The sequence below is a fragment of the Actinomadura montaniterrae genome (assembly GCF_008923365.1).
GTDB lineage: Bacteria > Actinomycetota > Actinomycetes > Streptosporangiales > Streptosporangiaceae > Spirillospora > Spirillospora montaniterrae.
Genome location: NZ_WBMR01000250.1, coordinates 1 through 12,951 on the forward strand (window position 1 = coordinate 1; position 12,951 = coordinate 12,951).

A 12,951-nucleotide genomic window follows, 5' to 3' on the forward strand; every position below is an offset into this window, starting at 1 on the left:
CTCGCGGGACAGACCGTCCACCTCCAGCAGCGTTCCCGCGCCGGGCGCGGCCGGGCCGGCCACACGCCCTGCGGCCGCAGGATCACGATGACGATGAGCAGCAGCGCGAAGAACAGCCCCCGGTACTCCTGCACGGTCCGCAGCACCTCGGGCAGCGCGACGATGACGACCGCGCCGACCATCACCCCCGGCCGGCTGCCCATCCCGCCGATGATCACCACGAGCAGGATCATCAGCGAGGTCAGGAACGTGAAGCTGGACGGGTCGATGGTGCCGAGCTGCGCCGCGTTCAGCGGGCCGGCGACCGCGCCGACGGCGGCGCCGAGGACGTAGGCGAGCAGCTTCACCCGCCGCGACGGGACGCCGACCGCCTCCGCGGCGGTGTCGTCGGACCGGATCGCCCGCCACGCGTACGCCAGCCGCGACCGCGCCAGCAGGCCCGTCAGGACCAGCACGACGGCGAAGAACGCCAGCGCCAGGTAGAAGAAGCCGGTGGGCGTGACGATCTCCGTCCCGCCGGCCGAGACGGGCGGGATCCCGGTCAGCCCGTTCGGGCCGCCGGTGACGTCCAGGTTCACCACCGTGATCCGGATGATCTCCCCGAAGCCGAGCGTGACGATCGCGAGATAGTCGCTGCGCAGCCGCAGCGTCGGGTACCCGATGACGACCCCGGCGGCGGCCGCGGCGAGCACCGCGGCCGGCAGCGTCAGCCAGAAGTTCCAGTGCCACTTCACCATCAGCAGCCCGGACGTGTACGCGCCGATCGCGAAGAACGCCGCGAAGCCGAGGTCGAGCAGCCCGGCGTAGCCGACGACGATGTTGATGCCGAGCCCGAGGATCGCGTAGATCAGGATCGTCCCGGCGACGGTGACCTGGTAGTCGTCCATCACCTGGCCGCCGGCCAGCGCGAGCACGATCAGCAGCGGCCAGCCCCCGTGGCGGAGCGCCAGGTCCCGGGCCGGCGCGTTCCGGGCCCTCATGCGCGCTCCACGACGCGCTCGCCGAACAGCCCGGTCGGCCGCAGCGCCAGCACCGCGATCAGCAGCCCGAAGATGATCACGTCGGTCCAGCGGGACGAGACGTACCCGGCGGCGAACGACTGGACGAGCCCGATGCACACGCCCGCGACCATCGTCCCCGGCAGGTTCCCGATGCCGCCGAGCACCGCGGCGGTGAACGCGCGCAGCCCGATGAGGAACCCCATCCCGAAGCTGATCTGCACGTAGTACAGCCCGTACATGACGCCCGCCGCGCCCGCCAGCACGGACCCGACGAAGAACGTGACGAGGATGAGCCGCTCCACGTTGATGCCCTGCAGCCGCGCCGCGTCCCGGTCCATCGCCAGCGCCCGCATCGCCGTGCCGGTGACGGTCCGGGTGACGAACAGCCACAGCCCCGCCATCAGCGCCACCGACAGCAGGACCAGCGCGAGCTGGCCCCAGGTGACGCGGACCGTCCCGCTGAAGATCCGGCCGCCGTCCAGCACGCCCGGATACGACTTGAACCGGGCGTGCGTCAGGTCCTTCACGCCCTCCTCCAGCGCCAGCGACACGCCGATCGCGGAGATCAGCAGCGCCAGCCGCGGCGAGGACAGCAGCGGGACGTAGGCGGCGCGGGCGATCCCGGTGCCGACCAGGCCGGTGGCGAGCGCGCCCGCCACCACGGCGGCGAGCACGGCGGGCCACGCCATCCCGCCGGTGACGCCGAGCGTGGTCAGCACCCCGTAGCCGGCGAACGCCCCGATCATGAACACGTCGCCGTGCGCGAAGTTGATCAGCCGCACCACGCCGTAGATCATCGAGTAGCCGAGCGCGATCAGCGCCAGGAACGCCCCGATGGTCAGGCCGTTCACCAGGTACTGGACGAACTCGCTCATGCCGCCGCGCTCACGAGGCCTTGGCGTCCACCCAGGCGCCGCTCTTGTCGAGCTTCTTGTAGGCGGTGAACGCGCCGCTCTGCACGTGGACGGTGATGTACAGCGGGTCGGTCCGGTCGCCCTTCGCGTCGAACGTGATCGGGCCGGTGATGCCGGGGAAGTCCTTGACGCCGTGCAGGCCCTTGATGATGTCGGCGCCCTTCGTCCCCGTCTGCCCGATGACCTTCGCGAGGACCTTCACCGCGTCGTACTCGTAGACGGAGAACGGCCCGGGATCGGCGCCGTTCTTCGCCTTGTAGGCCGACACGAACCCGGACGCCGCCGGGAGGTCCTTCGCGAGCGGCGCGGTCGTGGCGATGTAGCCGTCCGCCGCCGGGCCGGCCGTCTTCAGGACGGTCGCGTCGGTCGTCGCGTCCCCGCCCATCAGCGTGAACTTCAGGCCGAGCTGCTTGCGCTGCTTCATCAGCAGCCCCGCCTCGGCGTAGTAGCCGGTGAAGTACAGCACGTCCGGCTTCGTCGAGGCGATCTTCGTCAGGACGGGGCTGTAGTCGGACTGGCCGGGCTGCAGCGCGTCCTCGTAGACGACCTGCCCGCCCGCCTGCTTCACCGACGTCGCCGCCGCGTCCGCGAGGCCCTTGGCGTAGGTGGTGTTGTCGTGCAGCAGCGCGATCCGCCTCGCGCCGAGCGGCCCGGTCATGAACTTCGCGGCGACCAGGCCCTGGTTGTCGTCGCGCCCGCAGGTCCGGAACACCTTGCCCTTGCCGCTGTCGGTGAGCGACGGGTTCGTGGAGGCGTCCATGACGAACGGCACGCTGCGCCGCCCGTAGATCGGGATCGCGGGCACCGCGGCGCCCGAGCAGTAGCCGCCCGCGACGGCGACGACGCCGCTGTTGAGCAGCTTCTGCGCGGCCTGCGCGCCCTGCTGCGCGCTGCACTGGTCGTCCGCCTGGACGATCTTGATCTTCTTGCCCTTCACCCCGCCGGCCTTGTTGACCTCGTCGGCGGCGACCTTCGCGGCGGCGAGGATGTCCTGGCCGGCGGAGGCGGAGTCGCCGCTCAGCGGGGCCGGCACGCCGATCTTGATGTCGCCGGAGCCGCCGGAGCCGCCCGATCCGCAGCCGGCGGCGAGCGGGATCAGCAGCAGCCCGGCGCCGGCCGCCGTGAGCCCGTGCTTTCGCGCTCCGCGGCGCCGTGGTTTCGTGGCCGTCATCGGTGCTCCCTCGCTCGTCAGGCGGGTTGGCAAAAGCGTGGTCCGTCGACGGACGGCCGTCGAGACGACGAAGCATGCGATCTCATGTCGTGATCGGTAAGCACCGCTTGCCCTCCCGGCCTCGACAGCGCGGGGAGCGGCTCGCGAGGATCGGCCCATGGCCGACGTCCTGCTGCTGTCCGCCGCCGACGTGCGCGCGGTGTTCGACCTGCCGGCCGCGATCGGGTCGCAGCGCGCCGCGTTCGCGGCGCTCGGCACGGGGGAGGCGCGGCTCGCGCCGCGGGTGCTGCTGGACGGGCCGGACGGCGCCGTCGCGTTCAGCTACGTGTCGCGGCTCCCCGGGACCGGCGCGGTCGCGAAGTTCGGCAGCGTCACGCCCGGCAACGCCGCGCGCGGCCTGCCGACCGTCGCGGCGCTGGTCACCGTGCAGGACCCGGTGGACGGGCGGCCCGTCGCGATCATCGAGGGCGAGGCGGTCACGACGCTGCGGACGGCCGCGGCGAGCGCGGTCGCCGCCGACCACCTCGCGGCCCCGGGCGCGTCCCGGCTCGCGGTGATCGGCTGCGGCGTGCAGGGCCGCGCGCACGTGCGGGCCATGCTCCGGGTGCGGCCGATCGAGCGGGTGACCGTGGCCTGCCGCAACGCCGGGACACGCGGCGCCGCCGCCGAACTGGCCGCGGAACTGGAGCTGCCGGTCGAGGGGACCGGGGACGTCCGCGCGGCCGTCGCGGGCGCGGACGTCGTCGTCACCGCCACGACCAGCGCGGAGCCGGTCGTCCTCGGCGAATGGGTCGGACCGGGCTGCACCGTGCTGAGCGTCGGCTCGTTCGCGCCGGACCGCTGCGAGGTCGACGGCGCGCTCATCGACCGCGCGGCGGCCGTCGTCGTCGACGACGTGGACACCGCCCGGCTGCAGGCGGGCCCGATCGCGGCGGGCCTGCGCGACGGCCGGCTGGGCGAGGACCGGATCCGGGCGCTCGGCCCGATCGTCGCCGGGCTCGCCCCCGGCCGGGAGGCGGCGGACGACGTGGTCTTCTACAACAGCGTCGGCCTGGGCGTGCAGGACACCGCCGCCGCGGCCGTCATCGTGGACCGCGCCCGCGCCGCCGGGGTGGGCAGGCTCGTCGCCCTGTAGCGGGCCGGGCCGCGGGCCGAGCCGCCCGGCACGCGGCGCCGTCGGTAAACTACGTGTTCGTTAAAGCGAACGCAAGGATGGCGAGCGGGCGGGGTCCCGCGGGCGAAGGGGGCGGGCACGTGGGCGGTCCGGGCGATTCGGTGCGGGACGTGCTGGCGGGCAACCTGCGCCGCGCGCGGCTGGAGCTCGGGCTGTCGCTGTCGGAGCTGTCGCGCCGGTCCAAGATCGGCAAGGCGACGCTGTCGCAGCTGGAGGCGGGTGCCGGCAACCCGACCATCGAGACGGTGTTCAGCCTGTCGCGCGCCCTGGAGGTGCCGATCTCCGACCTGCTGGACCACCAGGAGCCGTCCGGGCTGACGGTGGTGCGCGGCGCGGACGTCGAGGTGCTGCGCGGCGAGGGCGTCGACCTGCGGCCGCTGCGCGGCATCGAGTCCGGCGGAGCGATCTTCGAGGTGTACGACCAGCAGGTCAGGGCCGACTCCCGGCAGGACTCGCTCGGCCATGTCGGGACCGAGCACACCATCGTGCAGGCGGGCCGGCTGGGCGTTCGGGTGGACGACCGGGAGGTCGAGCTCGGGCCCGGCGACTACGTGAGCTTCGATGCCCGGCTGCCGCACGCCTACACCGCGCTCGCCGGGCCCGTCCGCTCCGTGCTGCTCCTCCAGTACCGCTCTGACCAGCGGCTTCACTCGACCCCGGCGGAGCCGCCGCACCTGGTCGAGACGCCGTGACGCCGCTCTCATCCGCGCGTTGACAGCGCGCGGCGCACCGACATACTCTCGGGGTCGTTCGATTTAACGAACGCCCTGGATGTGACGGTGACGGCGGGAGGGCCGATGGCGCGGGTCGTGGTGCTGGGCGCCGGGATGGTCGGTGCGGCCTGCGCCCGCGAGCTGGCCCTCGCGGGATTCGCGGTCACGGTCGTCGACCGGTCCGGCCCAGCGGCGGGCACCACCGCGCACGGCGAGGGCAACGTCCTGGTCTCCGACAAGGGGCCCGGCCCCGAGCTGGAGCTGGCGAAGCTGTCCCGCGAGCTGTGGCCCGCGATCCTGGACGGCGACCCGAACGCCGCTGCCGCCGAATGGGATCCCAAGGGCGGCATCGTCGTCGCCACGACGCCCGAGGGCGCCGCCGCGCTCACCGAGTTCGCCGAGGGCCAGCGCAAGGCCGGGGTGACCGCCGACGAGATGGACGCCGGCGCGCTCGCCGCCGCCGAACCCCACCTCACCCGCGACGTCGCGATGGCCGTCCGCTACCCCGAGGACGCGCAGGTGCAGCCCGCCGGCGCCGCGACCGCGCTGCTGGCCGCCGCCGTCCGCGCCGGAGCCGAGCTGCGCACCGGCTGCGAGGTGCTCGGCGCCGTCCGCCGCGGCGGGCGGATCACCGGCGTCCGCACCTCCGCCGGGACGATCGAGGGCGACGCGGTCGTCAACGCCGCCGGGCCCTGGTCCGGGGAGGTCGCGAAGAGGCTCGGCGTCCGGCTGGACGTCCGGCCCCGGCGCGGCGAGGTGCTGGTGACCGCGCCGATGCCGCCGACCGTCTTCCACAAGGTCTACGACGCCGACTACGTCGGCGCCGTCGGCAGCGCCGCCGAGGACCTCCAGGCGTCCGCGGTCGTCGAGGCCACCCGCGGCGGCACGATCCTGCTCGGCTCGTCGCGCCGCCGCGTCGGGTTCGACGACCGGCTCCGCCCCGAGGTGCTGTCGGTCATCGCCGCCAAGGCGCTGCGGCTGTTCCCGACGCTGGCCGGCGTGCCGGTGATCCGGGCCTACGGCGGGTTCCGCCCGTTCGTCCCCGACCACCTGCCCGTCATCGGCCCCGACCCGGAGCTGGACGGCCTCTGGCACGCGACCGGGCACGAGGGCGCCGGGATCGGGCTGTCCGCCGGCACCGCCGCCGTTCTGCGCGACCTGATGCTCGGCCGCGAGCCCGCGATCGACGCGGCGCCGTTCCGCGCGGACCGGCCCGCCGTCCAGTCCGAAGGAGAGAACCTGTGAGCGCGAGACTCGTGCCCGCGGCCGGGGACGCGGCCGGGCGCCGCCCCGACGTCCCGCTGCGGATCACCGTGGACGGCGAGCCGGTCGACGGCGCCGCCGGCCAGACGATCGCGGGCGTGCTGCTCGCCTCCGGGCGCCGCACCTGGCGGTCCGGTCCGTCGGGCGCCCCGCGCGGCGTGTTCTGCGGGATCGGCGCCTGCTTCGACTGCCTCGTCACCGTCAACGGCGTCCGCGACGTGCGGGCCTGCCGCCGCCGCGCCCACGACGGCGACGCCGTCGCCACCCAGTCGCGTGGCGAGGACGCCCGATGAGCCGCCACGTCGTGGTCGTCGGCGCCGGACCCGCCGGTCTCGGTGCCGCGGCGGGCGCGCTGCGCGCCGGTGCGGACGTCACGCTGATCGACGCGTCCGAGCACCCCGGCGGCCAGTACCACCGGATGCCGCCCGACGCGTTCGCCGCCGCGAACCCGGGGCGCCTGCACCACGGCTGGCGCGGCTTCGAGCGGCTGCGCGACCACGTCCTCGGGCATCCGCGCTGCGACTGGTGGCCGGAGAGCACCGTCTGGTCGCTCGAACGGCCCGACGAGGGCGCGCCGATCGTCCACGTGCTGCGCGGCGAGGCCGACGCGGCCGGACGCGAGCGCCGCGTCCTGCGGCCGGACGCGCTGGTCCTCGCGCCCGGCGCCCACGACCGCGTCCTGCCGTTCCCGGGATGGGAGCTCCCCGGCGTCTACACCGCCGGCGCCGCGCAGGCGCTCGCGAAGGGGGAGCGCCTCGTCGTCGGCGACCCTGTCCTGATCGCCGGTTCTGGACCGTTCCTTCTCCCGGTCGCCGCGTCGCTGATCGAGGCGGGCGCCACCGTCCTGGAGGTGCTGGAGGCCAACCCCGCCGCGACCGTCGCGCGCGGCTGGAGCCGCCGCCCCTGGGAGCTGGCGTCGCAGGCCGGCAAGGCCGGGGAGCTCGCCGAGTACGCGGGGCTGCTGGCCCGGCACCGCGTCCCGTACCGGACGGGCCGCGCCGTGATCGAGGCCCGGGGCGACGGGCGCGTGGAAGAGGCGGTCACGGCGCGGCTGCGTCCCGACTGGTCGGTCGTCCCCGGCACCGAGCGCACCGTCCCGGTGGACGCGCTGTGCGTCACCCACGGCTTCAGCCCGCAGCTCGAACTGCCCGTCGCGGCCGGCTGCGCGCTCACCCGCACGTCCGGCGGCGCGTTCACCGAAGTGGACGCCGACCAGCGCACCACCGCGCCCGGCGTCTACGCGGCCGGAGAGATCACCGGCATCGGCGGGGCGCCCGCCGCCCGCACCGAGGGCCTGCTCGCCGGCTGGATCGCCGGGGGAGGAGACCCCGGCGCCCGCGAGGCCCGCGCGCTGCGCCGCCGCCGCGACCAGGCCCGCGCGTTCGCCGCCCGGCTCGCCGCCGCGCACCCGATCGGCGCGGCCTGGCCCGGTTGGCTGCGCGACGAGACCATCGTCTGCCGCTGCGAGGAGACCACCTACGGCTCCCTCTGCCGCGCGGCAGGCGAGGAGGCGAGCGGGTCGGCCCGCGCGGTCAAGCTCGGCACCCGCGCCGGGCTCGGACCGTGCCAGGCCCGCGTCTGCGGCCCCACGGTCGCCGAACTGCTCTCCGGCAAGGTGCCCGGGGCGAACCCCCACCACCGTCCCATCGCCCAGCCCATCAGGCTCGGCGAGCTCGCAAGTCCCCCCACCGAGAACACACCCAACCCCGACCAGAAAGAGAGCGCCCGATGAGCGACACCAAGCTCCTGAGCCTCGGCGGCGTCATCGTTGCGACGGCGCTGCCCTACTACGAGGACGCCTCCGCTCCCGCCGGGCTCGCCGTCGACTACGACAAGTACGCCGAGCACTGCCGCTGGCTCGTCGACAACGGCTGCCGCGGCGTCGGCCCGAACGGCTCCCTCGGCGAGTACTCCTCGCTGACCGACGAGGAGCGCCGCCGCGTCGCCCGCACCGCGATCGAGGCCGTCGGCAAGGACGGCGTCGTCGTGGTCGGCGTGCACGGCCCCGGCTCCCACCAGGCCAAGCACTGGGCCGAGCTCGCCGCCGAGGACGGCGCGCACGGCGTGCTGTGCCTGCCGCCGACGATGTACCGCGCCAACCGCGGCGAGATCATCGCGCACTACGAGGCCGTCGCGTCCGCCGGGCTGCCCGTCATGGTCTACAACAACCCGATCGACACCAAGGTCGACCTCACCCCCGGCCTGCTCGCCGAGATCGCGCAGATCGACGGCGTCGTGGCGGTCAAGGAGTTCTCCGGCGACGTCCGCCGCGTCCTGGAGATCAAGGAGAAGGCCCCCGGCCTGGAGGTCGTCGCCGGCGCCGACGACGTCACCCTCGAAGCGCTGCTGATGGGCGCCACCGGCTGGTTCGCCGGCTTCCCGAACGTGTTCCCCGCCGAGTCCGCGCTGCTGTACGAGCTGGCCACCACCGGCAAGCTGGAGGAGGCCCGCGCCCTGTACGAGCCGCTCGTCGCCGCGTTCCGCTGGGACTCGCGCACCGAGTTCGTCCAGGCGATCAAGCTCGGCATGGAGCAGGTCGGCCGCTACGGCGGCCCCTGCCGCCCGCCGCGCGGCCCGCTCACCGACGAGCACCGCGCCGGCGTCACCGCCGACATGGCCCGCGCCATCGACGCCCTCGCGCAGCGGCAGGCCGCCTGATGCGCTCGGCCCGGTCGATCACCGCGGTCGACTCGCACACCGAGGGCATGCCGACCCGCGTCGTCACCGGCGGCGTCGCGCCCATCCCGGGCGCGACGATGGCCGAGCGCCGCCGGTACGCCGTCGAGCACCTCGACGGGCTGCGCCGGTTCCTCATGGACGAGCCGCGCGGCCACCCCGCGATGAGCGGCGCGCTGCTCCAGCCGCCGACCCGGCCGGACGCCGACTGGGGCGTGGTGTACATCGAGGTCAGCGGGTTCCTGCCGATGTGCGGGCACGGCACCATCGGCGTCGCGACCGTGCTGGTGGAGACCGGGATGGTCGAGGTGACCGAGCCGGAGACGATCGTCCGGCTGGACACCCCGGCCGGGCTCGTCGAGGCCCGCGTCGCGGTCCGCGACGGCGTCGCCGAGAACGTCACGCTCCGCAACGTGCCCGCGTTCGCGCTGCGCCAGGACGCCGTCGTCGACGTGCCGGGCCTCGGCGAGGTCCGCTACGACATGGCGTACGGCGGCAACTTCTACGCGATCACCGAGCTGGAGCGGCTCGGGCTGCCGTTCGACCGGGCCCGCAAGGACGACATCCTCAAGGCCGGGCTGGCGATCATGGCGGCGATCAACGAGACCGACCGCCCCGCGCACCCCGGCGACCCGCTGATCGGAGGCTGCAAGCACGTCCAGTTCCTCGCGCCCGGCTCGGACGCGAAGCGCTCCCGGAACGCCATGGCGATCCACCCCGGCTGGTTCGACCGCTCGCCCTGCGGCACCGGCACGTCCGCGCGGATGGCGCAGCTGCACGCGCGCGGCGAGCTGCCGCTGCACACCGAGTTCGTGAACGAGTCGTTCATCGGCACCCGGTTCACCGGCCGGCTCGTCGGCACCGCCGAGGCCGGCGGGCTCCCCGCGGTGATCCCCGAGTTCACCGGCCGCGCCTGGATCACCGGCAACGCCACCTACCTGCTCGACCCCGCCGATCCCTTCCCCGAGGGCTTCGTCCTCTAGACCGATCGGCCTTTCCCGTGCCGGGGCCAGCGGCCCCGTCCGGGCCCTTCACGGCGGCCGGCCGCACCGCGCCGGCCGCCGCATGACCCACCCCTTGGTATTTCCTGACCCATCCGGGAGGGACCGTCATGTCCCAAGCCATGCCAAAAACGCCCCCGTCGGCCGATCCGGCCGCGCGCGGGCTGTTCACCCGAGCGGGGATCTTCCGCCTGAAGCCGGTGGACTCGTCCGAGGAGGAGACCGCCGGCGGCCTGCGCCGCACCATGGGCCTGTGGCAGCTCGTCGCGCTCAGCCTCGGCGGGCTCGTCGGCGCGGGCGTGTTCTCGCTCGCCGGCGTCGTCGCGCACGACGACGCCGGGCCCGGCGTGATGATCTCGTTCCTCATCGCGATCGTCGCGAGCAGCGCCGCCGCGCTCTGCTACGCCGAGTTCGCCGGCCTCATCCCGAAGGCCGGCTCCGCCTACACCTACTCCTACGCCGCGCTCGGCGAGGCGATCGGCTGGGCGATCGGCTGGGACCTGCTGCTGGAGTACACCGCGATCGTCGCGGTCGTCGCCATCGCGATCTCCGGCTACCTGTCCTACATCCTCGACCAGGTCGGCCTGGACATCCCGCACTGGGCGCTCGGCGCGCCCGGCACCGGCTCCGGCCACAAGATCGACCTGTTCGCGGCGCTGCTGTGCCTGCTGCTGGCGTTCGTGCTGTCGCGCGGGACGAAGGAGTCGGCGCGGTTCGAGACGATCCTCGTCGTGGTCAAGCTCGGCATCGTCGCCCTCGTCGTGATCGCGGGAGCGTTCCACGTCTCCGGCGGCAACTTCAGCCCGTTCCTGCCGTTCGGCATCGGCGGCGCGATCTCCGGCGCCGCCACCACGTTCTTCGCCGTCTACGGCTACGACGCGATGAGCGCGGCCGCCGAGGAGAGCGCCGAGGCCAAGAAGGTGCTGCCGAAGGCGATCGTCATCTCGCTCGCCATCGCCGCGGTCATCTACCTGCTCGTCTGCATCGTGCTGCTGGGCATGCAGGACTACCGGCACATCGACGTCAAGAGCCCGTTCTCCAGCGCGCTCGCCTCCGTCGGCCTCGCCGGCCTCGGCACCGTCGTCGCGGTCGGCGCCGTCATCGGCATCACCACCTCCGCGCTGGCGAACATGCTCGCCGTCACCCGCGTCTGGTTCTCGATGAGCCGCGACGGGCTGCTGCCCGCCTACTTCGCCAAGAACCACCCGCGCCGGCAGGTCCCGAACCGGGTGATCTGGCTCGTCGGGATCGGCTCGGCCGTCATCGCCGGGTTCCTGCCGATCAAGGAGGCCGCCGACCTCACCAACATCGGCATCCTGATGGCGTTCATCGTGGTCGCCGTCGCGATCATGGTCATGCGCAAGACCCGGCCCGACCTGCCGCGCTCGTTCCGCACCCCCTGGGTGCCGCTGGTGCCGCTGGTCGGGATCGGCTTCTCGATCTGGCTGATCGCCAACCTCGACTGGGTCACCTGGGTCCGGTTCGTGGTGTGGATGCTGCTCGGCCTGATCGTCTACGCGTTCTACGGGTACCGGAACTCGGTGGAGAATCGGGGACGACCGGGGACCGTCCGCACCACCCCGCGCGCCGGGGACGAAGGGAGCACCTCATGACACCGGACCAGGCCGTCGCCGCCGCCGTGTCCGCCGCGGCCGGATGGGCCGCGGCACCGCCGCAGGAGCGCGCCGAGGGCCTGACCGCGATCGCGGACGCCCTGGAGGCCGCCCGCGCCGAGCTGGTCGCCCTCGCCGACGAGGAGAGCCACCTCGGCGAGACCCGGCTGAACGGCGAGCTCACCCGCACCACCTTCCAGCTCAGGCTGTTCGCCGACCAGGTCCGGGAGGGCGCGTTCTACGACGCCCGCATCGACCGCCCCGACCCGCAGTGGCCGAGCGGCCCCCGGCCCGACCTGCGCCGCTACCGGACGGCCGTCGGCCCCGTCCTGGTGTTCGCCGCGAGCAACTTCCCGTTCGCGTTCAGCGTCGCGGGCGGCGACACCGCCTCCGCGCTCGCCGCCGGGTGCCCCGTCGTCGTCAAGGCGCACCCGGGCCACCCCCGGCTGTCGCGCCGCACCGCCGAGATCATCGCCGGCGCCGGGCTGCCGGACGGCGTGTTCGGCCTGATCGAGGGCGAGGCGGAGGGCGTCGAGGCGCTCCGCCACCCCGGCATCGCCGCCGCCGCGTTCACCGGCTCGGAGAAGGGCGGCCTCGCCCTCGCCAAGATCGCGGCGGAGCGGCCCACCCCGATCCCGTTCTTCGGCGAGCTCGGCAGCGTCAACCCGACCGTGGTGACGCCGCGCGCCGCCGAGACGCGCGCCGACGAGATCGCGCAGGGCTACGCCGCGTCCCTCACCCTCGGCGCCGGCCAGTTCTGCACCAACCCCGGCCTGCTGTTCGCGCCGGCCGCGCTGGTGGACGAGATCGCCGAGCGGCTGCGCGGCGTCGGCCCCGCGCCGATGCTGAACGACCGCATCGAGTCCGGCTTCCTCGCGGTGTCCGACGCGCTCGGCGGCCGCCCCGGCGTCCGCCGCGTCGTGTGGCCCGAGGACGGGACGTCCACGGCCCCGCGCCTGCTGACCATGGACCTGGAGGCGTTCCGCGCCGACGCCGACGCCGCCGGTCAGGAGTGCTTCGGCCCGCTCGGCCTCGTCGTCACCTACGACGACCTCGCCGACGTCGCGGACGCCGTCGCCGCGCTGCCCGGGCAGCTCACCACGTCGTTGCACGCCGAGCCGGACGAGACCGGCGACCTCGCCGCGCTCACCGGCGTGCTCGCGGACCGCAGCGGGCGCGTGCTGTGGAACCAGTGGCCCACCGGCGTCGCCGTCAGCTACGCGATGGAGCACGGCGGCCCGTACCCGGCGACGACCGCGCCCGCCACCACGTCGGTCGGCACCGCCGCGATCGAGCGGTTCCTGCGGCCCGTCGCGTTCCAGGGCTGGCCGCAGGACCTGCTGCCGCCGCCGCTGCGCGACGACAACCCGTGGAAGGTCCCGCAGACCGTCCACTAGGCGGAACCGCCGCGGCGCCCGGCCCACG

At 74.4% G+C, this 12,951-nt stretch carries 12 protein-coding genes; 9 read left to right on the forward strand and 3 right to left on the reverse strand.

What is annotated here, in order from left to right; all coding sequences use genetic code 11:
• The 3 genes from F9B16_RS43515 to F9B16_RS43525 form a co-directional block, all read right to left on the reverse strand.
• Positions 1–980 (reverse strand): branched-chain amino acid ABC transporter permease (locus F9B16_RS43515; protein ID WP_192809278.1); only part of this gene is annotated, 980 nt, incomplete at its 3' end.
• Positions 977–1,876, reverse strand: coding sequence for a branched-chain amino acid ABC transporter permease (locus tag F9B16_RS43520; RefSeq protein WP_151546123.1), 900 nt, complete (start codon positions 1,874–1,876; stop codon positions 977–979). The genes F9B16_RS43520 and F9B16_RS43515, both read right to left, overlap by 4 nt.
• A 10-nt stretch (positions 1,877–1,886) precedes the next feature.
• The gene (locus tag F9B16_RS43525) at positions 1,887–3,086 is read right to left on the reverse strand and encodes a branched-chain amino acid ABC transporter substrate-binding protein (protein ID WP_192809279.1); all 1,200 of its coding nucleotides are present in this window, start codon (positions 3,084–3,086) and stop codon (positions 1,887–1,889) included.
• 157 nt (positions 3,087–3,243) lie between these two features.
• Here F9B16_RS43525 and F9B16_RS43530 point away from each other — a divergent pair, with 157 nt between their 5' ends.
• The 9 genes from F9B16_RS43530 to F9B16_RS43570 all read left to right on the forward strand — a co-directional run bounded on the left by F9B16_RS43530 (position 3,244) and on the right by F9B16_RS43570 (position 12,923).
• Positions 3,244–4,221: an ornithine cyclodeaminase family protein gene (locus F9B16_RS43530; protein ID WP_151546125.1), complete on the forward strand. Its 978-nt coding sequence runs from the start codon at positions 3,244–3,246 to the stop codon at positions 4,219–4,221.
• Between the two features lie 119 nt (positions 4,222–4,340).
• Complete coding sequence (locus tag F9B16_RS43535; protein ID WP_225992466.1) at positions 4,341–4,952, forward strand: helix-turn-helix domain-containing protein; 612 nt, start codon at positions 4,341–4,343, stop codon at positions 4,950–4,952.
• Between the two features lie 105 nt (positions 4,953–5,057).
• Positions 5,058–6,218 carry an NAD(P)/FAD-dependent oxidoreductase gene (locus tag F9B16_RS43540; RefSeq protein ID WP_151546127.1) on the forward strand — a complete coding sequence of 387 codons (1,161 nt, stop codon included), beginning with the start codon at positions 5,058–5,060 and terminating at the stop codon, positions 6,216–6,218.
• Positions 6,215–6,529, forward strand: a complete 315-nt coding sequence (locus tag F9B16_RS43545; RefSeq protein ID WP_151546128.1) for a (2Fe-2S)-binding protein — start codon at positions 6,215–6,217, stop codon at positions 6,527–6,529. Before F9B16_RS43540 ends, F9B16_RS43545 begins: the two co-directional genes overlap by 4 nt.
• On the forward strand, positions 6,526–7,968 hold the full coding sequence (locus F9B16_RS43550; RefSeq protein ID WP_151546129.1) for an FAD/NAD(P)-dependent oxidoreductase: 1,443 nt from the start codon (positions 6,526–6,528) through the stop codon (positions 7,966–7,968). The genes F9B16_RS43545 and F9B16_RS43550 overlap by 4 nt, the downstream gene beginning before the upstream one ends.
• Positions 7,965–8,894 (forward strand): dihydrodipicolinate synthase family protein, encoded by a 930-nt coding sequence (locus F9B16_RS43555; protein WP_151546130.1) that lies wholly within the window; start codon positions 7,965–7,967, stop codon positions 8,892–8,894. Before F9B16_RS43550 ends, F9B16_RS43555 begins: the two co-directional genes overlap by 4 nt.
• Complete coding sequence (locus tag F9B16_RS43560; RefSeq protein ID WP_151546131.1) at positions 8,894–9,895, forward strand: proline racemase family protein; 1,002 nt, start codon at positions 8,894–8,896, stop codon at positions 9,893–9,895. Before F9B16_RS43555 ends, F9B16_RS43560 begins: the two co-directional genes overlap by 1 nt.
• A gap of 128 nt (positions 9,896–10,023) precedes the next feature.
• Positions 10,024–11,526, forward strand: a complete 1,503-nt coding sequence (locus F9B16_RS43565; protein ID WP_225992467.1) for an amino acid permease — start codon at positions 10,024–10,026, stop codon at positions 11,524–11,526.
• Positions 11,523–12,923 carry an aldehyde dehydrogenase (NADP(+)) gene (locus F9B16_RS43570; RefSeq protein ID WP_151546132.1) on the forward strand — a complete coding sequence of 467 codons (1,401 nt, stop codon included), beginning with the start codon at positions 11,523–11,525 and terminating at the stop codon, positions 12,921–12,923. Before F9B16_RS43565 ends, F9B16_RS43570 begins: the two co-directional genes overlap by 4 nt.
• The last annotated feature ends 28 nt before the right edge of the window (positions 12,924–12,951 follow it).

Excerpts from the sequence above, each read along its gene's own strand:
- F9B16_RS43520 (WP_151546123.1), bottom strand. The coding sequence starts at position 1,876 with ATGAGCGAGTTCGTCCAGTACCTGGTGAACGGCCTGACCATCGGGGCG.
- F9B16_RS43525 (WP_192809279.1), bottom strand. The coding sequence starts at position 3,086 with ATGACGGCCACGAAACCACGGCGCCGCGGAGCGCGAAAGCACGGGCTC.
- F9B16_RS43530 (WP_151546125.1), top strand. The coding sequence starts at position 3,244 with ATGGCCGACGTCCTGCTGCTGTCCGCCGCCGACGTGCGCGCGGTGTTC.
- F9B16_RS43540 (WP_151546127.1), top strand. The coding sequence starts at position 5,058 with ATGGCGCGGGTCGTGGTGCTGGGCGCCGGGATGGTCGGTGCGGCCTGC.
- F9B16_RS43550 (WP_151546129.1), top strand. The coding sequence starts at position 6,526 with ATGAGCCGCCACGTCGTGGTCGTCGGCGCCGGACCCGCCGGTCTCGGT.
- F9B16_RS43555 (WP_151546130.1), top strand. The coding sequence starts at position 7,965 with ATGAGCGACACCAAGCTCCTGAGCCTCGGCGGCGTCATCGTTGCGACG.
- F9B16_RS43560 (WP_151546131.1), top strand. The coding sequence starts at position 8,894 with ATGCGCTCGGCCCGGTCGATCACCGCGGTCGACTCGCACACCGAGGGC.
- F9B16_RS43565 (WP_225992467.1), top strand. The coding sequence starts at position 10,024 with ATGTCCCAAGCCATGCCAAAAACGCCCCCGTCGGCCGATCCGGCCGCG.
- F9B16_RS43570 (WP_151546132.1), top strand. The coding sequence starts at position 11,523 with ATGACACCGGACCAGGCCGTCGCCGCCGCCGTGTCCGCCGCGGCCGGA.